24 protein-coding genes are annotated in these 24240 nt (G+C 37.5%); 2 read left to right on the top strand and 22 right to left on the bottom strand.

Annotated elements, in window-relative coordinates; translation table 11 throughout:
• The first annotated feature begins 482 nt into the window (after positions 1-482).
• Positions 483-638 carry an aspartyl-phosphate phosphatase Spo0E family protein gene (locus ACH0CI_RS15385; RefSeq protein WP_016763750.1) on the top strand — a complete coding sequence of 52 codons (156 nt, stop codon included), beginning with the start codon at positions 483-485 and terminating at the stop codon, positions 636-638.
• Between the two features lie 135 nt (positions 639-773).
• Here the strand turns inward: ACH0CI_RS15385 and ACH0CI_RS15380 are convergent, their stop codons facing one another.
• The 13 genes from ACH0CI_RS15380 to ACH0CI_RS15320 all read right to left on the bottom strand — a co-directional run bounded on the left by ACH0CI_RS15380 (position 774) and on the right by ACH0CI_RS15320 (position 15739).
• A complete protein-coding gene (locus tag ACH0CI_RS15380) occupies positions 774-1742 on the bottom strand; it encodes an extracellular catalytic domain type 1 short-chain-length polyhydroxyalkanoate depolymerase (protein ID WP_335708464.1) in 969 nt (322 codons plus the stop codon).
• A gap of 471 nt (positions 1743-2213) precedes the next feature.
• Entirely contained in the window at positions 2214-3560 is a 1347-nt protein-coding gene (locus ACH0CI_RS15375; protein ID WP_406901793.1) for an MFS transporter, read from the bottom strand.
• 64 nt (positions 3561-3624) lie between these two features.
• A complete protein-coding gene (locus tag ACH0CI_RS15370; protein ID WP_406901792.1) occupies positions 3625-4644 on the bottom strand; it encodes a TAXI family TRAP transporter solute-binding subunit in 1020 nt (339 codons plus the stop codon).
• Positions 4645-4782: 138 nt separating this feature from the next.
• Positions 4783-6195 carry a sigma-54-dependent transcriptional regulator gene (locus tag ACH0CI_RS15365; protein WP_406901791.1) on the bottom strand — a complete coding sequence of 471 codons (1413 nt, stop codon included), beginning with the start codon at positions 6193-6195 and terminating at the stop codon, positions 4783-4785.
• Positions 6167-8230, bottom strand: a complete 2064-nt coding sequence (locus ACH0CI_RS15360; RefSeq protein WP_098999833.1) for a transporter substrate-binding domain-containing protein — start codon at positions 8228-8230, stop codon at positions 6167-6169. Before ACH0CI_RS15360 ends, ACH0CI_RS15365 begins: the two co-directional genes overlap by 29 nt.
• A gap of 374 nt (positions 8231-8604) precedes the next feature.
• On the bottom strand, positions 8605-9015 hold the full coding sequence (locus ACH0CI_RS15355) for a GNAT family N-acetyltransferase (protein ID WP_034264713.1): 411 nt from the start codon (positions 9013-9015) through the stop codon (positions 8605-8607).
• A gap of 87 nt (positions 9016-9102) precedes the next feature.
• Entirely contained in the window at positions 9103-9387 is a 285-nt protein-coding gene (locus tag ACH0CI_RS15350) for a DUF5316 family protein (protein WP_028413748.1), read from the bottom strand.
• A gap of 164 nt (positions 9388-9551) precedes the next feature.
• The gene (gene ybaK / locus ACH0CI_RS15345; RefSeq protein WP_034264724.1) at positions 9552-10034 is read right to left on the bottom strand and encodes a Cys-tRNA(Pro) deacylase; all 483 of its coding nucleotides are present in this window, start codon (positions 10032-10034) and stop codon (positions 9552-9554) included.
• A gap of 258 nt (positions 10035-10292) precedes the next feature.
• Positions 10293-11282, bottom strand: coding sequence for an ABC transporter ATP-binding protein (locus ACH0CI_RS15340; RefSeq protein WP_047751176.1), 990 nt, complete (start codon positions 11280-11282; stop codon positions 10293-10295).
• Positions 11275-12273: an ABC transporter ATP-binding protein gene (locus tag ACH0CI_RS15335; RefSeq protein WP_028413752.1), complete on the bottom strand. Its 999-nt coding sequence runs from the start codon at positions 12271-12273 to the stop codon at positions 11275-11277. Before ACH0CI_RS15335 ends, ACH0CI_RS15340 begins: the two co-directional genes overlap by 8 nt.
• Positions 12270-13178, bottom strand: coding sequence for an ABC transporter permease (locus tag ACH0CI_RS15330; RefSeq protein ID WP_034264721.1), 909 nt, complete (start codon positions 13176-13178; stop codon positions 12270-12272). Before ACH0CI_RS15330 ends, ACH0CI_RS15335 begins: the two co-directional genes overlap by 4 nt.
• A gap of 9 nt (positions 13179-13187) precedes the next feature.
• Positions 13188-14141 (bottom strand): ABC transporter permease, encoded by a 954-nt coding sequence (locus ACH0CI_RS15325; protein ID WP_335708188.1) that lies wholly within the window; start codon positions 14139-14141, stop codon positions 13188-13190.
• Between the two features lie 59 nt (positions 14142-14200).
• On the bottom strand, positions 14201-15739 hold the full coding sequence (locus ACH0CI_RS15320; protein ID WP_406901790.1) for an ABC transporter substrate-binding protein: 1539 nt from the start codon (positions 15737-15739) through the stop codon (positions 14201-14203).
• 286 nt (positions 15740-16025) lie between these two features.
• Here ACH0CI_RS15320 and ACH0CI_RS15315 point away from each other — a divergent pair, with 286 nt between their 5' ends.
• Entirely contained in the window at positions 16026-16772 is a 747-nt protein-coding gene (locus ACH0CI_RS15315) for a gamma-glutamyl-gamma-aminobutyrate hydrolase family protein (RefSeq protein ID WP_335708186.1), read from the top strand.
• A 140-nt stretch (positions 16773-16912) separates the two neighbouring features.
• Here ACH0CI_RS15315 and ppsA read toward each other — a convergent pair whose 3' ends face one another.
• From ppsA to ACH0CI_RS15270, 9 genes are all read right to left on the bottom strand, one after another.
• Positions 16913-19519 carry a phosphoenolpyruvate synthase gene (gene ppsA, locus ACH0CI_RS15310; RefSeq protein ID WP_335708185.1) on the bottom strand — a complete coding sequence of 869 codons (2607 nt, stop codon included), beginning with the start codon at positions 19517-19519 and terminating at the stop codon, positions 16913-16915.
• A gap of 368 nt (positions 19520-19887) precedes the next feature.
• Positions 19888-20271, bottom strand: coding sequence for a hypothetical protein (locus ACH0CI_RS15305; RefSeq protein ID WP_406901789.1), 384 nt, complete (start codon positions 20269-20271; stop codon positions 19888-19890).
• 349 nt (positions 20272-20620) lie between these two features.
• Positions 20621-21079 carry a hypothetical protein gene (locus tag ACH0CI_RS15300; protein ID WP_406901788.1) on the bottom strand — a complete coding sequence of 153 codons (459 nt, stop codon included), beginning with the start codon at positions 21077-21079 and terminating at the stop codon, positions 20621-20623.
• A gap of 104 nt (positions 21080-21183) precedes the next feature.
• A complete protein-coding gene (locus ACH0CI_RS15295; RefSeq protein ID WP_406901787.1) occupies positions 21184-21684 on the bottom strand; it encodes a hypothetical protein in 501 nt (166 codons plus the stop codon).
• A gap of 77 nt (positions 21685-21761) precedes the next feature.
• Positions 21762-22094 (bottom strand): hypothetical protein, encoded by a 333-nt coding sequence (locus ACH0CI_RS15290; protein WP_406901786.1) that lies wholly within the window; start codon positions 22092-22094, stop codon positions 21762-21764.
• 132 nt (positions 22095-22226) lie between these two features.
• Positions 22227-22604, bottom strand: a complete 378-nt coding sequence (locus ACH0CI_RS15285) for an SMI1/KNR4 family protein (RefSeq protein WP_335708182.1) — start codon at positions 22602-22604, stop codon at positions 22227-22229.
• A gap of 13 nt (positions 22605-22617) precedes the next feature.
• Positions 22618-23133 (bottom strand): SMI1/KNR4 family protein, encoded by a 516-nt coding sequence (locus tag ACH0CI_RS15280; RefSeq protein WP_406901785.1) that lies wholly within the window; start codon positions 23131-23133, stop codon positions 22618-22620.
• Positions 23134-23263: 130 nt separating this feature from the next.
• Positions 23264-23596 carry a YolD-like family protein gene (locus ACH0CI_RS15275; RefSeq protein ID WP_335708180.1) on the bottom strand — a complete coding sequence of 111 codons (333 nt, stop codon included), beginning with the start codon at positions 23594-23596 and terminating at the stop codon, positions 23264-23266.
• Between the two features lie 14 nt (positions 23597-23610).
• The gene (locus ACH0CI_RS15270) at positions 23611-24123 is read right to left on the bottom strand and encodes a DinB/UmuC family translesion DNA polymerase (RefSeq protein ID WP_406901784.1); all 513 of its coding nucleotides are present in this window, start codon (positions 24121-24123) and stop codon (positions 23611-23613) included.
• Between the last annotated feature and the right edge of the window lie 117 nt (positions 24124-24240).

The raw sequence follows: 24240 nt of genomic DNA, 5'->3' as shown, positions 1-24240 counted from the left end.
ACAGACGCTTTTTTGTTGCGCTTTTTACAAAGTCTATAGCGGTTAGAAACGGCCCTCACCTATCATTTATCTTTATTTGTCAGTGCCTGATAGCCATAAATAGTTAAACAGAAACCAATAAATGAAAAAAAGATATGTTTTTGTTTAAAGTTGACTAACTTAAATAAGTCCAATCTTATGTTAACATCCCTAAATGTAATCTGATTATGCCTATATCCAAAAAACAGAGTAAGCTCTGTTACTCCGTCAGTTATTTACAACCGGTGGAACAATCATAATTAAGACAGAGCGAAGCTTCCAGCAAAACGTTTAAGAGTTAATTCTTTTTAAATGAAAATATCTGAATTCAAAATACGACAGACTTCGACACTATCTATTTGTTACTATATTTTTTAGGTTCTATTTTTAGATTTGAACCGTTTTTACATAAAAAATTCAATAATTTAAACCTTTAAAATGACGTGGCAAGTGGAGGAAACTTAATGTGTTTCAAATGTAGGCTACTGCTGATAAAGATAGAATTTATACGAAAAATGATGATGATGATTGCCCTAGAAGAAGGGTTTACAAGTAGTAATACGATTAAAATCAGTCAGGATCTAGATGTATTGTTAAATCGGTTTGAAGCTACTTGTTAAGAAATGTTGGTTGATAACAGAAAAAGGATCTTTCGATAAGATCCTTTTTTACTGTTGATCGACAATTATTTGTTTCAAAAAAATGAAGGCTGATGTTATTTAGTAGTACATCTTGATCGCTCGTTCATATTTTATTTAATCATTCTGTGCTTCAAAAAAATCCCACATCATTTTTGAAGCATTAGGACCTTTTGAATCAGTATCTGATCCAGTGTCATTTCCTCCTGACCACGCATGCCCCATATCCTCTACCATAATTTTTTTCATCCAGATTTTATTTTCTGCATCTACGTAGTCATAAGTTATGTAACTATAATGATTTTCGTTTTCCCTTGAAGTGTAAGAAGCAGCATTTTCATGTAGGTCGATACCGAAATACTTATATGTATAAATCCACTGCTGAATTAATGTAGACGCATTAATTGGATTAACTGTTGTATCTGATTGGCCATGAAACGTAATGATGGGAACAGGCCGTGCGTAAGGTCCCATTTTCTTATAAGCTTCATCACCGTCAAATTCAGGATTTAGAGATCCATATAGCATAACTTCTCCGGCTGTTATGAGGTCTACAGCATACGCATTACTGCCTGCTGAATGAATGCCTACCGCTTTAAATATATCAGGATAAGCAATAGCCATCACATTCGCCATAAAGCCTCCAGCTGACATGCCAGCAAGGTAGATATTAGTAGAATCAATCGCATATTTAGTGGTTATGTGATCAATCATATCTTTTATTATGTCTGGCTCTCCATTACCGCGAAACTGGTTATACTCATAAAACCAATTCCAGCACCCGTTGGAATTAGCAAAGTAATTCATTTGAGGATAGAGAACAATAAAACCTTTTTCTTCCGCTAGCTTATTCATTTCCGTACCCGCAGCAAAATCATCTGCATCTTGTTGACATCCATGAAGCATAACGATTAATGGTACTTTACTTAATCCAGTATATGTACTTGGAACATATACCTTGTAGGTAAAATAATCATCATAATTATACTCTTTCCAAATAGGGCGAAAGAACGCACTCTGTAATTCTATTAAAAAAGTTGAAGCGCTTAAAACTGGATTCATAAAAAAGGAACATAAAGTATTCACGAAGTTTACCCTCTCTCTATTTCTGATGTATACTCTCTATTTCGTTATATCACAAAATAATCCTTTTATTATGGCGCTGATCTTTTTTATATGCCTTTAATTATTTTCCTCTTCATGCTTTAGTCGTACAAATTCATATACTAAGTTACGCTCTGCGTTGGATAACAACTTTAGGTGATTTTATTAAACTTAGTATAACAACTAGCCAATCAGGAAAATTTTAAAGGGAGTGTTCATAATGACGAAAGCAAAGCCTAGTTTTAAACATTACTGGAATGAGATTATACGAGGACTTATTATCACTAAATAGTGTACAAATTCATAATGCAAAACTATAGAAAAAAGAATTTTATAGCAAGAACAGTCACTTAGTACGTTTAATACATGTATACGCACGGAATACTAGAAAAGGACTGGCTGTAAAAGCCCGTCCTTTTTTATGTTATCAAACGACTATTTCTTTAACAAAAATTAAAAGCTGAGATTACTTGGCGGGACGTTGTCATCTTTGTCATCTGTCTTCAGCTCAGATTCTATATATGAATCTTTAGAGGATTCTCCCATACGCCAATAAACAAGAAAGCTGATGGCAATACACCCTGCTACATAGAAAAAGAAAATTGATTCATGGCCGATACTTTTTAGCCATAGTGCGATGAATTCTGCTGTCCCTCCAAATATGGCAACTGTAAGTCCGTACGGTAATCCTACACCAAGAGCTCGAATCTCCGTTGGGAAAAGCTCAGCTTTTACAATTGCGTTAATAGATGTATAACCGGTTACAATGATAAGTCCAACTGTCATTAATAGAAAGGCCATGACTGGGTTATGTGCTTGTTTCATAAAAAGAAACAGCGGTACAGTCAGCAATGTTCCCAAAATACCAAAGCTCATTAACAGAGGTCTGCGTCCAATTTTATCAGATAGCATCCCTGCTATTGGCTGAATGACAACAAATACAAGCAGCGCACAGAAGTTAATCCAGCTTACGACCCCTTTATCCAGCCCTACACTGTTTACCATAAATTTTTGTAGATACGTTGTATACGTATAAAATGCAACCGTTCCTCCTAATGTTAAACCAATAACGGTCAACACTGCTTTAGGGTGCTTCATAAGTGCTTTAATAGTCCCTGCATTTTCACGGCTTTCAGAGTCCATTTTAGAAAATTGCTCTGACTCATCCATCGTACGTCGCAGCCATAAAACGCTTAGCGCGCCGATGGCTCCAATAACAAAAGGAATACGCCAGCCCCATGAAATCATATCTGCTTCACTAAGAACGTTTTGCAGAATAATTTGAACACCTAATGCTACCAGCTGACCAGCAACAAGCGTTACATACTGAAAGCTTGAATAAAATCCTCTTCGCCCGCTGCTTGCCATTTCAGAAAGATAAGTTGCAGACGTTCCGTATTCTCCCCCTAAGGAGATTCCTTGAAGCAAACGTGCGAGTACTAGAATAATAGGAGATAATAACCCTATTGTGCCATAGCTAGGGGTACAAGCGATAATCAAAGAACCGCTCGCCATGATGGTAATAGATAAGGTAAGCGCAGCACGGCGACCATATCGATCGGCATAGCGTCCCATTAGCAAACTACCGATTGGACGCATTAAGAAACCAACAGCGAAGATTGCGGCTGTGTTAAGCAGCTGACTTGTTGGATCGCCTTCTGGGAAAAATTGCGATGAAAAATAGACGGCAAAAGCAGAGTAAACGTACCAATCGTACCATTCAATTAAATTTCCAACAGACCCTTTAAAAATATTACTTGTAACACGCCTGTTGTTTGCAGCTTCACTAGTATGAGCCATAATTAATCCCTCTTTTCTTTAAGTAGTGTTTTCTTCTGTACAACTTTATAGATAAAGATTTAGTTTATTTTATAATGCCTTTTTCTTCATAATACTTTTTTGCACCCGGGTGCAGTGGTAAAGGAAGTTGTTCTACCGCTTTTGCTAACGTTATTTTTTCAGCAGAGCTATTTGTTTGCTCAAGCTCTTCTACGTTTTCAAACAAAGCTTTTGTCAGTTCATATACTTTTTTTGGGGGCATATCTTTATTAGTAATCAAAAGGTTTTTAACCATGACTGTTTTTGTTTCTGTGTTGACATCCTTATATGTATCAGCCGGAATCATCCCACTCCCTAGTGGCGGGTATGATTTTTTTAATTTTTCTGTCACTTCTTCAGGCACTGAAATCAGTTCAATTTCGTTCGTTGAGGCTAACTCTGTAATTCCTGAGTTAGGATATCCAGAAGAAAGAAAAGCTGCATCTGCGGTTCCATTTTTAATTCCTTCAATCCCTTCAGAAAAAGGTAGAAACCGTGCATGAAAATCCTGAGTGCTGATGTCCATGCTGTTTAGAATTCTCATAGCCAATACCTCTGTACCACTGCCAAGCGCTCCTACTACCACGTTTTTCCCTTTTAAATCTTGAAGCGTATGAATTCTAGCCGACTTCAGAGCTACAATTTGCATATAGTTTGGATATAAAGAAGCTACTGCTCTTACATTGGATAAATCTTTCTTATTAATTACGGCTTTTTCTTTTCCCCGAGAACTTGCCAGCATATCTGCCATCGAAAAGCCGAGCTCGGCTTTTTTTTGCGCAATTTTACTAATATTTTCTACAGAAGCGTCCGTTGTCTCTACGCTGGCTTGGATTCCTAGCTTTTCTCCATAAACTCTGGCTAGAGCATTGCCTAACTGAAAGTAAACACCTGTTGGTCCTCCTGTTACAATAGTAAGCGGTTTGTCGTCAAACCCTTCACTAGCCTTTGCGCTAGAGTCAGTGCTGTTTTCTTTTTCCTTATGAATAGTTAGTAAATCTCTATTTAAGACGGCTATGATAAATAGTAAACAGAAAACGAGCGCCACCCCTATATATCTTTTCATTTATTCACCTCTATTTTCTTTAATGTGGGCGCTTACAATAATATGTTGCAATTTTCGTGCCAACAAAAAAACGCTTAAATGGCAGAGGAACTGACAAGAACCCGGCAAAAAATGCCGGGTAGAAACGGAAATATGTTCCTACTCGGCATTTTTTGCCTCCTTTTGTTGAATTGTGCGGTAAAGATGAAGTTTGTTACGGATACTTCGTTCACTGATACCGAGTGCCTGAGCTGTTTTTCTGCGGTTGCCTCCACACTCTTCAAGGACTGATTCGATAATTAGCTGTTCTGCTTCTTTCATCGTGTAGTTAATTGGAATATTAATTAATTTTGTTTCTTCGGTGAAATGCTCATTCTCATAGCGTGACAAAGAAATCTCTTGTTCGTGTTGAACAGTTATAGGTAAATCTTTTTCCATAATCGTTCCATCTTTGGTCATAGCAACGGCATATTCAAGAATGTTTCCTATCTGTCTTATATTTCCAGGGTAATCATACGTTAAAAGCTTTTTATATGCATTTGAAGACAGCACACAAAGCGGTTTCTCCATTTCTTCTGAGTATTTTTGCAAAAAGTATGGAATAAGCAGCGCTATATCTTCCTTCCGTTCCCGTAATGGCGGTAGTGTGACAGGGATGACATTCAAGCGGAAATATAAGTCTTCGCGAAAGCCATTTTCTTTTACCATACGATTTAATTCTTTATTAGTGGCACTCACAATCCGAACATCTACTTTTCTTGTTTCCGATGAGCCAAGAGGCGTTATTTCTTTTTCTTGTAAAAATCGAAGCATTTTTGCTTGCAACGACGGAGGCATCTCACCAATTTCATCTAAAAAAAGAGTTCCTCCATCAGCTGCGGCTACTTTCCCGTTTTGATTGCGAGTAGCTCCTGTAAAGGCGCCTTTTACAAAACCAAAAAGTTCACTTTCAAGTAAAGTCTCTGGAATAGCCGCACAGTTAACTGAAATAAACGGTCCGTTTGCTCGCTTTCCCTGCCGGTGAATCCCTCGCGCTACTAGCTCTTTTCCGGTACCGCTTTCACCGAATATAAGCACGTTCGAATCAATGTCTTTTACTCTATTAATAATCGAAAAAACTTGTTTCATAGCTGCACTTTCACCAATCATTTGATCGTAGCCTTTTATTTTCTCAATCGTTTCGCTTAATTCACGAACTTTATCATGAAGCTCCTGGTGTTCAAGCGTTTTTTTAATTAATATATGAAGCTCTTCAATATCAAGAGGTTTTGTAATGTAATGGTAAGCTCCTCTTTTAATAGCTTCTATAGACGATTCAATCGTCCCGTAAGCCGTCATCATAATAATGGATGTTTGAGGCTGAATGTCTTTAATTTTACTTAGCACTTCAAGCCCATTATATTCGCCGAGTCGCCAATCCAGCAAAACAACGTGGACAGGCTGACTGCGTAAAAATTGATAAGCTTCCGGTACTTCTGTAAGATTGGTCACTTCGTAGTTTGTTTCTAGAGCAAAACGAAGAGATGAACCAATAGCAGGTTCGTCATCGAGAATGAGAACAGTCGGTTTCATATGAATGGCCTCCTTTTTCTTTCGTAACAGGCAAGACAATCGTAAATGTTGTACCATTTCCTTTTTTTGTTTGCATCGTAATTTCTCCATTATTCTCTTCTATCCACTGATAGCATAGTGATAAACCAAGACCCACTCCCTGCTTTTTTGTTGTATAGAAAGGTTCCATAATATGTGGGACGTCTTTTTCATCTATGCCTTTTCCTGTATCACTAACATTAATAAAACCCAATCCATTTTCTGTTACAGCCCTGATAGAGAGCTCCTTACGAGGACTGCTTTCCATCGCGTCCAGCGCATTTAACATCAGGTTTAGCATAATTTGTTTAATTTGATCAGGATCACTGTAAAGACGCATACCCGGTTCAATATCAAGAGATAAGTGAACCGCTTTCTTTTTTAACGTAGGGCTAATAATAACCGCTACAGAGTTTATAAATGTTTCTACGTCAAAAGCTATTTTCTGAGGGTATTTAGGCCGTGCATAATCTACTAAACTTTCAACAATACGATTCATTCTTCTCAGTGCTTCTGGAACGTGCTTGGACAGTTCTTTTCGAAACTCTGGATTTTCATATTTATTTGGCAGCAAATCAATAAACGTTTTTACGGATGTAAGCGGATTACGAATTTCGTGTGCTACACCTGCGACCAGCTGACCTAACGCACGCATTTTCTCTTGAGTTGCTAACTTCTTCTCAAGCAGTCTTTCTTCAGAACGATCGGCTAGTGTCAGTAAATAACCGTTCATTTTAGTTGTATCTTCATAAAGCGGAATTACTCGATACAATACAAAATAGACTTCTCCATTTTGTTTGTGCTGAATTTCTTTTGTAAATGGCAATGCCATTTGCGATTGCTTTATCGTATTATACGTTTTAAAAATTTGCTGGATAAGCGGATGTTGATGAATATGACTAGATTGAAATGTTTTATCCTCTATGAGAAGAATTTCTTTTGCCCGCTGATTGATAGTTGTAAGGTTTAGCGATTGATCAAATGTGAGAATTCCGTAATACATATGGTTAATAACTTGTGTCTGAAATGCATGCGCCTGTGAAATTGCTTTTTGCTGAATCTGCAGCTTTTGATTTGCATCAGCAAGCGCCGATGTACGTTTTTTCACTTCTTTTTTTAATCGCTTGTTCCAAAGATATATGGTAAATAAACTACCTAGTGTTAAGACAACTATAATAAGAAGAAAAACAATCCAATTGCGCAATTCTTTTAGGCGTTCTTCTGAAGAAGAAACAAACCATTTTCTATATAGTTCTTGATATGTTCCATCCGCCTGCATACGTGAAATTGAACGGTTAATGATCGATAAAAATTTTGCGTTTTCAGGTCGAGTTGCAACCGCAAACTCTGAAGGTATTCCTACATTATCGAGTATAGTGTACTGTCCTTTTTTCTTTGATTTCTCAAGATAAAATTCCGCGGTCCACTTGTTTGAAAAAAAAGCATCAGCCCGATTTAAAAACAGGAGATTGAGCGCATCCTCTGGATTTAAAGCCACTTGAAACTCTATGTTTCTTACATTCATCAGCAGTTCAAAGGAGATTTTATCTTCCCGCATGGCAACTGTTTTGCCTCGTAAATCGGTTAAAGATGTAACCGAGGATTTTAATGAGTTTGGAATGACTACGGCATCTGCCATCGTAAAATATGGATCGGAAAACTTAAACACTTGATTTTGATTAGCCGAATACTCCAAGCCCATAATGGCATCAATTTTACCTTCTTGCAGTGCTTTTGTTGCTTGATAAAGATCCATTGGAATATATGTAAATTTCACATTCTCTTCTTTCGCTATTTGATTGAGCATATCAATACTAAAACCAGTAAATACTCCTTCATCGTTCACGTAAGAAAAAGGCGCAAGATGTTTTTCTCCAGCAATGCGGTATGTATTTTTTTCGGCTGCGTAATTTGCTTTTTTATTGGGTACAGTTTCTGCTTTTACAGAAACCGGAAGATAAGCTAGAAATAAGATAATAGATAAAATAAAACAAAACGGGCGGAGTGTAACATACATAAGATATAGCTGTCTCCTTTTAAAAAACCTTTAGTTAAGTAGATGAAAAATGTCTTTTATTATTATGTATTTCTTAAGGTATTGGAATTTCAAGAACCAAAATAAAATGATATTGAAATATTCTGTCAATCTTTTTTATAAAGAAAAGCCTCTTTCTAGAGGCTTTTTGTTATCGCAAACAAAACATATTTGTTCGGTAATTAATATTCTTTTACTCTCGGCCTTTAGCTTCTTTGATGTTAAGTTGTATGTAATTTTAGCCCTATAAATATAAGGAGCTGCTAAATGTATTATATCATATTTTGAATGCCTTTTATTTGCTTTCGTTATTGGTCATCTTGCAGCTCTCTTTTTCTTGCAATCCAAAATTTATCTCATTTAACTTTAAATTCACACAAAAAGCGCTCCACTCCGGGATATTTTTCACCTAAACTTGTTATTTGGAAGCCAAACTTAGAATAAAAGTTTACTGCCTCTTTATCTGTCTCAGCAAAAATAGAATGTATATCATAGTTCTTACAAAGAAAGCGAATCATGCTGCTTCCTATTCCTTTCCCTCTCTCTTTTGGTAAAACAGCTATATGTTTTATAACAGCTTCCTTGGCGTTAAGAAATTTAACTCCTATACAGCTAACTGTGTCTCCATTTACTTCAATACTATATAATTTCCGACTTGGCAAACACGTGTATTTTTTATACTCTCCATCAACCTTCTCTTCTAAAGTTGCATAAGATAACAGCTTTTTTATTGTCGGGTTCACCATAGTTGAAGTGATTTCTTTCATCCTAGCACCTCTTTTCGCTATTATCTTATGAATAATTAGTTTGTTTTTTAGGACCTTGCGGGTTGCTCTTACATGTCGAAGAATAAACTATACAAAGTAATGAATGAGAAGAAATACCCCGAGAACTGGAGCGGCAGCTAACATAAGGTTTATAGAATTTGTTATTCTCCACTTCTTGTCTGCTTTTGATTCTGTGGAAAGGTTAGCTCTCATTCGATCACCGCTTACAGCTGCTCCAGATATGATAAGAGCTAGCCCCACTAATATAATGAAAGCGGTGAAAAGTACTGTTTCTGAATTTACGTTAGCTATTGTACATGCTACTAAAAGTATAAAAGATAAAATGAACCCACCAATAATTGATTTAATCATTTTTGTCCTCCTCCTATCCTTTTTATAAAGTTTCCATATATTAACTATATAATATCATTTTTTCTGTCTTTTTACTTTTGTTTTTGTTATTCCAACAGTTATTAAACCAACTAAAAAAGCGAAACGCTTATGTCTAAGTGCGTTTCGCTCAAGGGAACTACATTTTAACTATCTTTTGTGATGTCTGCCGGACGTATACGAATTACTTTTGATAAGTCACTTAGTGGTAGCTGTATCTGATGACCTACACGCCCGCCTGAAAAGTAAATCGTTTCACAGTCTTCTGCCGTAGAGTCAATGAAGGTTGTGAACTGCTTTTTCATCCCGATAGGAGAACACCCTCCGTGAACATATCCTGTCAGAGGCAACAGCTCTTTTTGAGGAATCATTTCTAAGGACTTTTCACCAGCCGCTTTTGCCGCTTTCTTTAAATCAAGCTCCTTTTCAACCGGTACCATGAAGACATAATGTTCTTTTGATTTTCCAACGGTCACAAGTGTCTTGAAGACTTTAGCAAGATCCTCTCCGAGCGAAGTAGCTACCTGTACTCCACTCAGATTTTTAGTTTCATAAGAATAATAATTGTACTCAATTTTTTTCTGATCTAAAATTCGCATTACGTTCGTTTTGTCTGCTTTTTTACCCATAATTATCACCGATACCATCATAACACGTTTTGTTTTCATATCTCCATATATTAGGATAGGTAGGTTAGTAAGGGTTATTCATATCTTTTATATAAAAATGAATCTAATATGCTAAATAATGACTTTTCACTACCCTTGGAACCCGATGTTTTCAAAGAAAAAAGCCACTAGATGTACTAGTGACTTTTTCATTTCTATTCATTCAATTATGCTGCTGCATCAATATGTTTGTTTTCTCTATCGCTACAGATTTTCACCTTAACTATATAGATGACATTTTACTTTATGCTTGCTATCAATCACTGTATCTTCAGGTGTTTCTTTCATGCAGCGGTCAAATGCGAACGGGCATCTTTTATGAAACGCACAGCCTGAAGGTGGATTAAGAGGAGAAGGAATTTCACCTTTAACCTCGATTTTTTCGCGTTTTTCATGTTCATGAATCGCCGGAACAGAGGATAAAAGAAGTTTTGTATAAGGATGACGAGGATTTGAAAAAATCTCATCTGTTGGCCCTTCTTCTACTAATCTGCCTAAATACATTACGCCAACGCGGTCTGCAATATGTCTTACAACGCTTAAATCGTGGGAGATAAAGAGATATGAAAGCTTCATTTCTCTTTGCAAACTGCGCAGCAAGTTTAAGATTTGTGCTTGAATAGATACGTCCAGTGCTGAAACCGGCTCATCACAAATGATAAGCTTCGGGTTTAAAATCAACGAACGCGCAATCCCTATGCGCTGACGCTGGCCGCCTGAAAATTCGTGCGGATAGCGGTTGTAATCTTCTTCGTTAAACCCAAGCTTTTTTAATAATTCAATGACAAGCTGCTTTCGTTCGCTTTTGGCGCCTACATTATGAATTGTTAATGTTTCTTGAATGGAAGCCCCAATTTTTTTCCTTGGGTTAAGGGAAGTATGCGGATCTTGGAAAATCATTTGCAAATCTTTACGAATCGTCCGTAAGCGTGATGCTTTAGATTCGAAAATACTTTCTCCATTAAACTGTGCTTCCCCGCCCGTTGGTTCTACTAATTTTAAAAGTGTGCGACCTGCTGTACTTTTTCCGCAGCCAGATTCACCTACTAATCCGTAAGTTTCGCCTTCATAAATATCAAAAGATAAATCTTGAACCGCTTTAATTTGGCCTTTTGCTTTTCCTAAAGCTGAACGAACCGGATAGTATTTTTGCAGGTTGCGAACTTCAAGCAAGGGCTTGGCGCTTTGCTGCTTTGCTTCACTAGACATACGCAACCTCTCCTTCTTGAATTTTTTCATAGTGCCAGCATCGAACGCGATGCGTATCATCGGCATGCTCTAAAACAGGTACTTCTTTATGGCATTTTTCCGTTGCAAACGGGCATCTTGGTGCAAAACGACAGCCGTCTGGCACGTTTGAAAGCGGCGGAACCGTTCCTGGAATGGACGAAAGCTCTTTTGTTCGGTCGCCATCTAAGTGAGGAACCGACTTAATTAAGCCCATTGTATAAGGATGAAGCGGCTTTGAAAACAGCGTTTTAACGTCCGTTTCTTCCATCACTTGTCCTAAATACATCACGGCTACTTTTGTACAAATATTAGCGACAACTCCTAAGTCATGGGTGATGAACAGCACGCCCATGTTGAGCTTGTCTTTTAAATCCATCATAAGGTCAAGGATTTGCGCTTGAATGGTTACGTCTAAAGCCGTTGTTGGCTCGTCGGCAATAAGAAGCTTCGGCTCACAGGCTAAAGCCATCGCAATCATAATGCGCTGCCTCATTCCTCCCGAGATTTCATGCGGATACTCTTTTGCTCGCTGTTCTGGAGACGGAATGCCAGTTAGTCTCAAAAGCTCTACGACTTTCTTTTGCGCTTCTTTTTTAGAGACTTTTTGATGCAGACGAATCACTTCAGCAATTTGTTTTCCAATTGGCATAACGGGATTTAATGACGACATGGGATCCTGGAAAATCATTGAGATTTCGTTTCCTCTTAGCTTTTGAATTTGCTTTGAAGACATGTCTAATAAGTTTTTTCCTTCAAACAAAATCTTACCATCGTAGCTTGTTAGGTCTTCATCTAATAGCTGAAGAATAGATTCGGACGTTACGCTTTTTCCAGATCCGGATTCACCGACAATGCCCAATACTTCTCCTTTATTTAATTGAAGAGATACATTGTCAACAGCCGTTACTTCTCCGCTATACGTTGTAAAAGTTACTTGTAAGTCTTCTAATTTTAAAAGGGCGTTACTCAACGTTTTTTCCTCCTTTTCTTCAGCATTACGTTTTTCGGATTTAACCAATCGCGCAGACCGTCACCAAATAAATTAAGGCCAAGTACAATTAAAATGATAAATACACCCGGAAACACGGTCATCCACCACGCGTTGTAAATCGCAAGCTTTCCGTCATACAGCATATTTCCTAAGCTTGGTGTTGGCGCAGGAATTCCGGCTCCTAAAAAGCTTAGCGAAGCCTCTGTTAAAATCGTCACGGCAAACACGTATGTTACTTGAACGATTAAAGGCGATAAGACGTTTGGTGCCATATGAAAACAAATGATTCGAAGTGAGCTTGCTCCTTGAGCTTTTAGCGCTTCAATAAATGTTTTTTCTTTTACAACAAGCGCAGCTGAACGAACAATTCTCGCAATCGAAGGAATAAATACAAGGCTCAGTGCGATAATAACATTGCTTGTTTTAGGTCCTAAAGCAGACATGATGGCAATTGCTAGTAAAATAGACGGGAAAGCAAACAAGCCGTCACAAATTCTCATTAAAATATAATCAAGAATTTTATAATAAGAAGATAAAAGTCCAACGATTAAACCAAGTACAGTAGCAATAATTGTTACTGCGGCTCCAATCATTAACGATATTCTGACACCGTACATTGTCCGACTAAATACATCTCGCCCAAAGTTATCCGTTCCAAACCAGTGCGTGCTTGACGGCGGTGCTAATCGATTTGCAGGGTCGATTTGTAAACTGCCAAAAGGAGAAATGAGCGGAGCAAAAACAGCAATCAAAATAGATAATAGAATAAGTATCGCTCCTCTTACTAGCAAACGATTTGAGAAGAAACGCGCTGCCGCTGGGTTTCTTTTTTTCTTTGAAGTTACTGAAATGGTCTCTGTATTTTGTTGTGCGTTCACATTCATCACCCTCCTTTAATCATGATAAGAATTGCGTACACGCGGATCGATCACGGCATACAGCAAATCAACAACTAAATTGATGACCACATAAGCAACTGTAATTAAAAGTACAGCTCCTTGAATAAGCGCGTAATCACGGCGTTCAATTGATGAAACAATCAGCTGACCTAATCCCGGGATGTTAAATAATGATTCTGTTACTGCCGCGCCGGTCACAAGTCCCGCAAATGATTCTCCGATAACTGTTAAAATCGGTAAAAAACTCACGCGCAGCGTATGTTTAAGCATAATTGTGCGTTCATTTAATCCTTTTGCTTTTGCCGTTTTAACAAAGTTCTCAGAAATGGTATCGAGTAAAGATGAACGCGTCATACGCGTAATTAAGGCAGCTTGAATCGCTCCAAGCGTAATCGTTGGTAAAACTAAATACTTTAAGTATTCAAATAATCCGGCATTTAACGGAACGTATCCTGAAACAGGGAAAATTCGAAGCTGTACAGCAAAAAGCAAAATAAGGAATGAACCGAGAAGAAAGCTAGGAATAGAGATACCTAAAAGGCTGGCTCCCATAATGCTTTCATCACGAATCGTTCCTTTATGTTTAGCTGCATATATACCAAATAGTAAAGCAAACACCACGCCAAAAATTTGCGCAAGTATAGCTAGAGAAACCGTAGGACCTACGTTATCCCAAATTGCCTCGAGCACAGGTTTATTTAAAAAGTAGGAATAACCAAAATCTCCGTGAAAGATGTTAGATAGCCAGATAAAGTATTGATTGACAACAGGCTCATCCAATCCCATTTCTTTGCTCAACGCTGCAATTTGTTCCGGACTTGCGCCTTGTCCTAAAATGATTGCTGCAGGACTCCCAGGCGTTAAGCGCGTAATTAAAAACACAACGATAGATACAATGAATAAAACAGGAATTAGTGCAAAAAGTCTCTTAAGTGTATAAGCTCCCATCGTAAACTCCTTTCTAAAACAGAGAGCATAAGCCCTCTGTTTACTAGAATAATAAGATATTATTTTGTTAAACTCATATTGTAGAAAATTGGACCTAAATTATACTCATAGCCTTTTGAATTGTTAGAAACGGCATTGATGTTCACTTTATGACCAATAAGCGTGAACGGAAGCTCGTCCCATACGTATTGCTGGCTGGCATCAATGTCACCGCGAGCTTCTTTAACAGAAGGAGCAGCTTTAATTTTGTTTAAGTAGTCCATTGATTTTTCAACTGATGTACCTTTTGTCGTCCAGAATCCTTGGAAGATGGTAGAACGAGCATTCCAGTCAACAGGATAGATGTCCCATTGGTTTGTATCACTCATTTTATCGCTGAATGTCGCCCAGTCGTATACTTCTAATTTTACATTCATACCAATGTCTTTTAATTCTTGTTGAACCACAACAGCTGTATTGTATTGATCTTGGTAATCACGAGACGCCATTAAGCGAATTTCTTCTCCGTTATAACCAGATTTCTTCAAATATTCTTTTGCTTTTTTCTTATCATGCTGGTTATATTCTTCTTTTCCAGCTGTACTGTAGTAGTTTGGATACTCTTTGTTCACAATGGATGAAGAAAGCTTGTAATAATCTGAGCTTCCGTAAGAACTGTCTAAGATATCTTTTGAGTTAAGAGCTGCGTTAACTGCTTTTCGCGCATTGATGTCTTTAAAGACGCCTTTATCTGCGTTGTAGAAAAGTCCCATAAATCCGCCTGGTGATGTTTCTACTTTTGCATTTTGACTGCCTTCAACTTGTTTGGCATTATCGCTTGATACAGATAGCGCAACGTCAAATTGTCCGGTTGTAATACCAGAAATCCTAGTTGACTCATCGCTTACGAAACTAATCTTAATTTCATCGACGTGAGGAGTTTTCTTAACTTCGCGGCCTTTCGAAGAATAATCTTTAAATTTTTCTAATAAAAGATATTGATTTTTCTTCCACTCTTTTACTTTATATGGACCTGTTCCTATGTAGTCTTTGATCCCTTCATCAGATGCATTGTCAACCACTTCTTTTGGTAAAATAGCTGCTGCGGGGATTGGATCAGCTAATAAAGATAGCGTGTTAACATTTGGTGATGGTAAATGAAGCTCTACCGTATAATCACCGGTTTTTGTCATTTTAGCACCAGAGAAGTTTGTTTTCCCAAGGGATGATAGCTTAATCCAGCGGTTAATAGAAGCGACAACGTCATCTGCAGTCATTTCTTTACCGTTATGGAATTTAACCCCTTTTCTTAATTGGAACGTGTATGTTTTTTTATCATCGCTAATATCTACTTTAGACGCTAAATCAGGCTTAGGATTTCCTTTGTCGTCTAAAATCATTAACCCTTCATAGATACTGCGCGTTGCATCTTTCACATCTGAGTCCCCAGTGATTTGAGCATCTAGCGTTGCTGGCTCACTTTGAGACGCGACGTTTAGCGTTCCGCCTTCTTTTCCTTCTTTTTCACTTGAAGTATTTTTACTTGCGTTACCACTGCACCCTGCTACCATGAGGACAATGGTTAAAAGAGAGATGAAAAGTAAATAAGTCCTTTTCACTAAAATCACTCCTATTTCCTTGTATAAAATTTTAATCCGACTATAATAAGAAGAATAGTAGGAATGTGAACAATTGTAGCACTACCTTCTACCTTTGGCAATTAGTATTTTTGACACACAGAGGCTATTATACCATTTTCTATTAAATAAATATGGTATATATGTATAATAGTTGAATAAAAGAACCATTTATTTCTTATAAAGCAAGCGATTGAAAACACTTTATCAACGTAGTAAAAAAAACATCTTAAGAAATGGTAATTTAACAAAAAAGGAGAAAACAACAGTGGGATTTTTAATTGGTATATCAGGAAGCATTATTGTGGATCAAGGAGGACGCTTTCCAGGCTATAAGCGAGCGTATGTGAATAACGACTATATCGAATCAACAGCGCTAAGCGGCGGAGTTCCTTTTATCTTGCCAGTACTAGAAGATGAAGAAATGATTAAAGCGCAGGCAGAAAGTATAGACGGGTTGATTTTATCAGGTGGACAAGACGTCAATCCCCTTTTATACGGTGAAGAACCGACAACCAAAACAGGTTCACCTTTTTTAGCACGAGATCAGTCTGAACATCTATTGTTAAAGCATGTGATTGATCAAGGAAAGCCGGTATTAGCGATTTGCCGCGGTTTACAAATTTTAAACGTTGCTTACGGCGGCACGCTTTATCAAGACATGTCAGACATTAAAGAGTCATTTATCAAACATGATCAATACAACAATACAAGCGACCCTTCTCATTCCATCATGATTAAAGACGGAACACGCCTACATGACCTTTACGGTAATCAAGCTCTTATTAATTCATTTCACCATCAAGCGATTAAAGACGTAGCGCCAGACTTTGAAGTTTCCGCATGGGCAAAAGACGGAGTCATTGAAGCCATTGAAAAACAAGGAAATCAATTTGTAGTCGGCGTCCAGTGGCATCCAGAAATGATGGCAAAAGAACATATTTCAATGCTGAACTTGTTTAAACTGTTTATGGAGCATGTGCAGCAGACAGCTACGAAAAAAGTCAGCATTTGACGTTTCAATCTACTTTGTTACCAATTTAAAAAAGGCAGGCCATTGTGGCCTGCCTTTTTGTATGAACTGAAGATGCGCAAAGAAATCTAGACAAATCTTCATCTATTAATTAGATAAAATATTGCAAGTATTTTTGGCTTTTAAAGTATTTCAATATACCCTTCTGTTCCATGTACGCGAATTCGCTGTCCGTCTTTTACTAGCCGAGTAGCATTCTCTACTCCGACAACCGCTGGCAATCCGTATTCGCGTGCAATGACTGCGCCATGAGTCATCAGTCCCCCAACTTCCGTAACAAGCCCCTTTATCCCTACGAATAACGGGGTCCAGCTAGGGTCGGTAAAGGAAGTGACTAATATATCTCCATCTGATAGATTAGCTTTTTCCATGTTTAGAATGACGCGCGCTCGCCCTTCTATCACTCCGGAAGAAACTGGTAAACCTACAATTGCTTGGGACGGAAGGTTTTCTCGTTTGTACGCACCTGTAATAATTTCACCTTGAGACGTAATCACACGCGGAGGCGTTAGCTTTTCATATAATTTGTACTCTTCTTTTCGTTTACTGATGATTCGGTAATCCAGTTTATGTGTGCGCACAACTTCTTGAAGTTCTTCAAACGTCACATAGTATATATCTTCTGATTCATCAATAACGCCGGCTTTTACTAGCAGAGCGGCTTCTTTCAGGAGAGCCTGCTTATAAACAAAATAACGGTTAATCATCCCGTATTTGGGATATTCACGATAACCGATAAAATTTCGGAGGAGATCAATTCTTTCTTTTGTTTCTTTTGCTTTTTGTTCGCCATCGGGCAATTGCTTTAATCTACTTAATAGCTCTTTCTCTTTTTTTAAGGCTTCCTGCAAACCTTTTTCAAATTTTTGTTTGCTGGCGCTAGCCTCAAAGTTTTTAATATTACCAAGAATCACAGGGATAAGTGCAGCTGGCTTTTCGCTCCACCGAGTTCTCGTAATATCGATTTCACCGGGACATCGCATTCCGTATTTGCTGAGATAATCATAGATAGCGTCTTTGGTTTCCTGTCCGCCTTCTAACTTAACCAGGTTTTCTAAAAAGTTATCATCTTTTACATGTTTTAAATAATGCATGACTTCTGGATAAGGGCGAATTACATCTGCGACATCCAATAGCGCCAGACCCATTTCTGAAGTAATATTGTTTGGGACGGATTGAGAAAGCGCGTCTGCTGCGTTTTTTTCACCTAACCATGTCTCCATTTTTTCATTAATCCATGATGAAGCATCCATAGCGGCCATAAACACAGCTGTACTTTGTGGATCAAATAAAATCTTCTTTAATGTCCCGATATCTTCTGAAATAAAATCGACTAATTCCGACCCTGACTTCGTTTGGATGGTTTGTTTTAGCTCTTCTATTGAAGCTTGATTCTTCTTGATCAAGTCAGAAACGATCGTAAAGTCGTTTTCGATTTGTACCTTAGGTTTCGTAGGCGGCACGCTTTTATTGCTTTTACCGGAACTTTGATCATTAGATAAAGATTTTATGAAATCTCCTCGCTCTATTATGCTTGTAAGTGCGTCTTTCATGAGCGGATCATGCTGTCCCATGGCACCTAACATCATTTTTCTGCTGTCAGGTGAAGCCAGCATAGGGGTGACATCAACAAACAACCTTCCACCGGCTGTACGCATCGGTGCATTAGTCGTTAACAGAAAAAAAGACAATCCCAGTGGTTTCATGGCATCGGTCATCATTTGTTGGTGTCCAACAGATACATACACGTGATTTTCTTGATCAGCTGCTTCAGGAATTGGATATAAAGTAGTGATTGGGCGACTTTGGACAATGTAAAATGTATCATCAGCCAAGCACCATTCAATATCTTGAGGACAATCAAAATAAGCTTCAAGCTGTCTTCCAACGCGTTCTAATTGTAAAATTTGAGAGTCAGTGAGCGCTTGCGTTTTTTGCAGATCAAAATGAACTTCCTTGGTTTCTGTTCCACCTTCTTTTAATCCGTAGATAGCTACCTTTTTAGCTGCTATTTTTTTATCGACGATTTCTCCTTCTTGTACTTTATAGCAATCGGCAGATACCAAACCAGACACCAGCGCTTCTCCAAGTCCAAAGCCTGCATCAATGGATAACAGCTTTCGGTTAGAAGTAATTGGGTCAGCGGTAAATAAAATACCTGAAGCCTGCGGGAAAACCATTCGTTGAACAATAACCGATGCGTGCACTTGACTATGGTCAAATCCATTTTTTATCCGGTAGGTTACCGCGCGATTTGTAAACAGGGAAGCCCAGCATTTGCTAATGTGCTCAAGGATGGCTTCTTTGCCTCTGATATTTAAATAGGTGTCATGCTGACCAGCAAAAGAAGCATGTGGCAGATCTTCAGCTGTCCCACTTGAACGAACTGCATAAGCATGCTCTTCCCCAAACTGAGAGAGAGAATGAATAACTGCTTTTACAACGTCAGAAGGAATTTTTATTTCCATAATGGTTTGGCGAATTTTTTCGCTGATTTCACCAATTTGATCTCGATCATCAGCATTTAGCATCGTCAGCTGGTTCAGTAATGCTTGAAATGTTTCATTTTGTTCAAGAGCTTTTTGATACCCGGCCGCCGTCACACAAAATCCTTCCGGTACTTGTATTCCTTGAATTTTTGATAACGCGCCTAAATTTAAAGCTTTTCCTCCAACAAGTGAAAGCTGTGTATCTTTTATTTCTTGAAAGCTAAGAACTAAAGAGTTCATTCAACATCTCTCCTAACCGGTAATGTTTTATTGATTTTACCAGCAGTAAATGAGAATAAACAGTCTATATCGGCATTTTTTTATGTGGTATAATTAAAGTAGGAAGAGAAATACATACCTTTTTGTTTACGTTTACATATTGGGAAGTTGTATAACTAACTTATCTAATTGATTTGTATCCTTTTTAAAGCAGATAGGCACACGCCTCATAACACTGCTATTCTTCCCTCCTCGTTTGACTGCAAGAGAATTTTTTTCAATGTTTTTAATCGCTTTATCTTCTCATACAGAATGAATTTCTTTTTACCCCTTCTTTCAGCTAGTCATCTGAAGAGTCTGGCCCATCAAATGACTAACTCTCTTTTTTGCTATTTTAAAACCATAGCGTTACGAATGTATCTCTTCGCTCGCTTTCTAGCAACTGTATAAACAATCATCTGCAGTACAAGCGCCGCAAGGCTTATGAGTACGATTTGCTCAACCGAAGTAACAGGCGAAAAGTATTTTTCCCATTTTGGATCAGGAAGTCTTAACGCGTTATAAAAATATGAAGTACTAAAAGAAACGATATTTCCTAAAATAAGTGACAAATCTGCTCTAATCAGCCCGCTTAGATAAGATAGTACGACTGTAACCATGGCCATGATTATATAGTTTATTTTTGAATCATCTTCAAAATCTTTTCGTATAGATAGATAAACATATGGAATGCAATAAATGGTAAAAATTATAAAAGGAAATATTCTTCTCATATAGTAATCTCTCCAATATTTAGGATTCGACATAGTTCTCTATTATTATAAATGAACGAAGAGAATTTTTTCCAGTTTTTTGCGCACAGGGAGTGTAGAAATACCCATATGTATCATGATTGTTTGTAAAATCATTTCTTAAGGCAAAGTAAAAAGCACTCTTGTGAGTGCTTTTTTACAGCATATTTATTTAAGCAGCACATGTGTTTATTCAACTATTCTTTGTTTACTAAAGAATAGTGCGTCTTTGTATACTATCTCTTTTACTCTTGACTGTAGCTTTTTTTCTATCCCTGCTTTAGCATTTTAAAAACATACTTTAAAGCGGTAGTTAAAATATAAAAGCACGTTAACTCGGTTCTTCAGCAAGTACCCAAGGAACTTCTATCTCAAAATCAAGTTGAAGTACGGATCTAGTAAATCCGCTAGGGACAAATTCTAAATTGTTGGAAAAACCCATACGTAGGTTATTGCTTATTTCAATTGCATCATCTAAATTTATAATTTCAAGAGGTGTTTTGTTAGATACATTACCTACAATATGATAGCAGCCAATATAGAAGTGTAGTCCATTTTCTTGAGGATCAAAATGTGATAAGTGATTACATTGAGAAAGATTAATACCTAATTGGTTAAAAAACTGAAGCTCTATCTCTGATCGTGAATTCATAGCTTCATAGAAATTTAGACAATATAGACAATCGCATAAATTCCAATCTTTTAAGTACTGTTTTTTGGTTTCTTCAACATCAATTTCTAAAATCAAATTGTTGATTTTATCGTTTGATACACAGTCTTCTCTCCTCATACTTAGGCTATTTAGAAGTTACCTTCAGTTGCAGAATGCTTTAGCTTAATTTATAAGCTGATTAGAAAGATATATGTCCAATTATAATGAATCAGCAAAAGCATCTAATAATTCTTCACCTTTAGTTTCTGAATGGCTCTTAATACTTCATTCCTATTTTTAGCAAGCTTCATCCACTTTGGAAGTCGACTCTCGACACTTAAATAATAGGAGTGTGATTCCCTAAGTTCAGCTTCTATATAGCTTTCGATATAATTTAAATGTTCTAGGTTTAATGCCCATAAGGTGTTTCCACTGCATGCGATTTGTAAGTAGAGTGGAAGTCGAAAATACCAGTCGCAGGGATTTTTGGCTAAAATCACTTCATAATTCACTTTAGGTTCATACGAGACCCTTGCTTGTCCATAACTGTTTGCTTTTATAACTTTGTTTTTTATGACTCCGCAAGCAGTACAAATAAACCTTCTTCTGACGTGAGCGATATAAGGACTCGGGTCATCTAAAGCTATGACTTTGGCGCAAGAAGCACAATGTGGACAAACGACTAGAAACTCATACCCTAACTCTATAAGTGTTTTATTTTTATTTAGAACTGTTTTTTTCAAGACGTTTCCCCTTTGAATTTATTCATTCATATTATCGAAGCGACGAAACCACAACATGGATTTCATTTAATTCTACATTAATCACCAGCTGCAAATACTAATTTATTTAGCTTCAGTGCTTCTAAGCAAAGATTCTTTAATGCTTCAGCAAAAGCTCTCGTATTCAGGTTTATCTCCGTTGGTTGTCTACAGGTAGTCTGTAATGCGTCACATATCTTTACTAATTGCTTTATTTCTTGTACATAAAATAACTTGTCACCATACTGATCTAACCCCTTCAATAATTCAAATGGACCCTTGGATTCTCTCGCTAACAGATTGTCTTGTACTCTTTCCTCAAATTTTACACATTTAGTAGAAGAAGCTGCTTCTTTCTCATTATTAACGATATAGAAATCGATTCCTACCATCAGGACCTTCCTTTCTCTACATTCTTTCTAAGTTTAATAGGTACTACAAAAGAGGACAGCTAGGTAGATATTAAACTACTATCTATCCTCTTATGTCCGTACTCTTATCAAAACCTTTTAACGAAGCCATAATTAAGTAACATCTTCTACAAACTCTTCTAGAGAATCATACATTTCTAAAGCGTCCCATTCACCCATACCATGTTCAGCTGTAAAAACTGGATAATCTTCATTCGCTATATCAATAAAAAGCGGGTCACCGCCGATTTCTTCATCATACCCTATGACATACCAGCTTTCTTGCCAATCTCCTTCTTGATTTCCTATAAGGGAATTTGCTTCTAGATCTTCTCTATAGCCTAATTGTCCATCTAAAAACTCGCTTTTAAGATAGATATAATAAGGAGTAGAAAGAATTTCTCCCACTTCATCTTCAAACTCTACGTTCACCGACGTACCTGGAAGCTCTTTAAGAATTTTATAAATTCTCTCTATATCCGGCTTTATCATTTGCTTCTCCCCTTTAATGATCTGTATGATTTGTCGTGGCCATCACCCATTCTTCTAAGCTGTCTGCTATTACTTCGCGCTGTTCCCAATCGTGCCAAAAGGTGATAATTTGGCCGACTTTTCCTCCTTCAGCCGGATCCAAGTCTATACAAATATCATCTCCTCCCCCATTCGTGGCAATCGAAATCCAACGCGGGTTCCACCACAATTCTTTTTTCACTGGTCCAACAGGTTCTACTTCTGGAAAATCTTCAAATTCTCCTCCGTCTAAAAGCTCTTTTAAGGTTTGCCACGTATACAGAATCTCCTCTAGAGGTAATAGAGTATAATTTTCAATAACTCCTATATACTCATTGCTCTGTCCATTATGTATCATTAACCAGTCTTTAAGGTTTTGGGGGAAGGTTAGTCCCATCTTTTGTTCAACCGCTGCAATTTCTGATTCAGCAGCTGCTTCGTTAAGTGTTCCTACTGCTTCTGGACGATTTATTCTCAACCACTGTTCAAATTCATGCCAAACCTGCTTCATTTTAAAGGCCTCCTTATATAACATTACTAAATGAATCTATGAAAATGATCCTGTACTTTTTAAGCTTATACTAATTATGTATGGAAATCTTATGTAAATAAACTGTTTTATTATTTTCTACTACATGAAACTACATGAAACGAACATCAATTAGTTCACTTAGCCTCATTTTGTTTGTTTGCTTACATCCTTCATCTATAAAAACAAAGACACCTCTTAGAGAATCAACAAATTGAATAATTCCTGTTTCCGTTATACACTGCCCATGCTTGTAATACGTCAGGTACACTTTTTTATGTGTATGAAGCGCTTCAATCAAAGTGAAATTAATCTGTTCCATTTGATCTTCTGTTAAAAAAGGTTGTGGTATCTCTGCTTGTTTTTTTATAATTTCCTGTAATCCTTTGTATTGCTCTGGCATAGTGGCGAACGGTCGCCATTTTTTCATTCCTCTGTTCTGCATAGCAGCTTCCTCCTTTATGCTTTATGACCTCCTAGAAGGCCGTTTCGATAACGAGCCGTTGAATGATCCAGATAGCTTGAGGCCCGTAGAACGCTATTCTTTCCATAACGAAGACGAATGTCATCAATCGTTTTTGCAAGTGCATAGGCTCTTTCCCGCTGATCAATATCCTCAAATAAGCTCATTTGTTCTTCTTCTTGAATGCGTGTGTTCGACAAGGAAATCCCAATGGAACGAATCGGCATTCCGCTATCATGTGTATGTAAGATGGTTAAACAATACGGAAAGATATCTTGGCTTAAATTCGAAGCTCTCCTCATTTTCTTTTGTCTTGAGAAGCCTCCACCTGTTCGTTTGCTGTAACCAATGGATAAATGAACAGTCTGAGCCACTACTTGATGCATGCGTAAACGAAAACATACATCGTCTAATAGCTCCAACAGCAATAACTCCACTTCTTTTCGGTTTGTATAATCATGGAATAGAATCTGACTTTTTCCAAATGAACGAGAGCTAGGAATGTACACATCAGAAATGCGACTGTAATCAATTCCATTCGCGTGTTGATGGTAGGATAAGCACCTGACGCCTTATCGCATTTCTACGACAGGTTTTCCTGTACTTTCCTCCAAACCGTACGTACA

Source organism: Priestia sp. 179-F W1.4 NHS, assembly GCF_045369295.1.
Lineage (GTDB): Bacteria > Bacillota > Bacilli > Bacillales > Bacillaceae_H > Priestia > Priestia zanthoxyli.
Note: the sequence above shows the minus strand (reverse complement) of the source record. Positions and strands in the feature narration are given on the sequence as shown.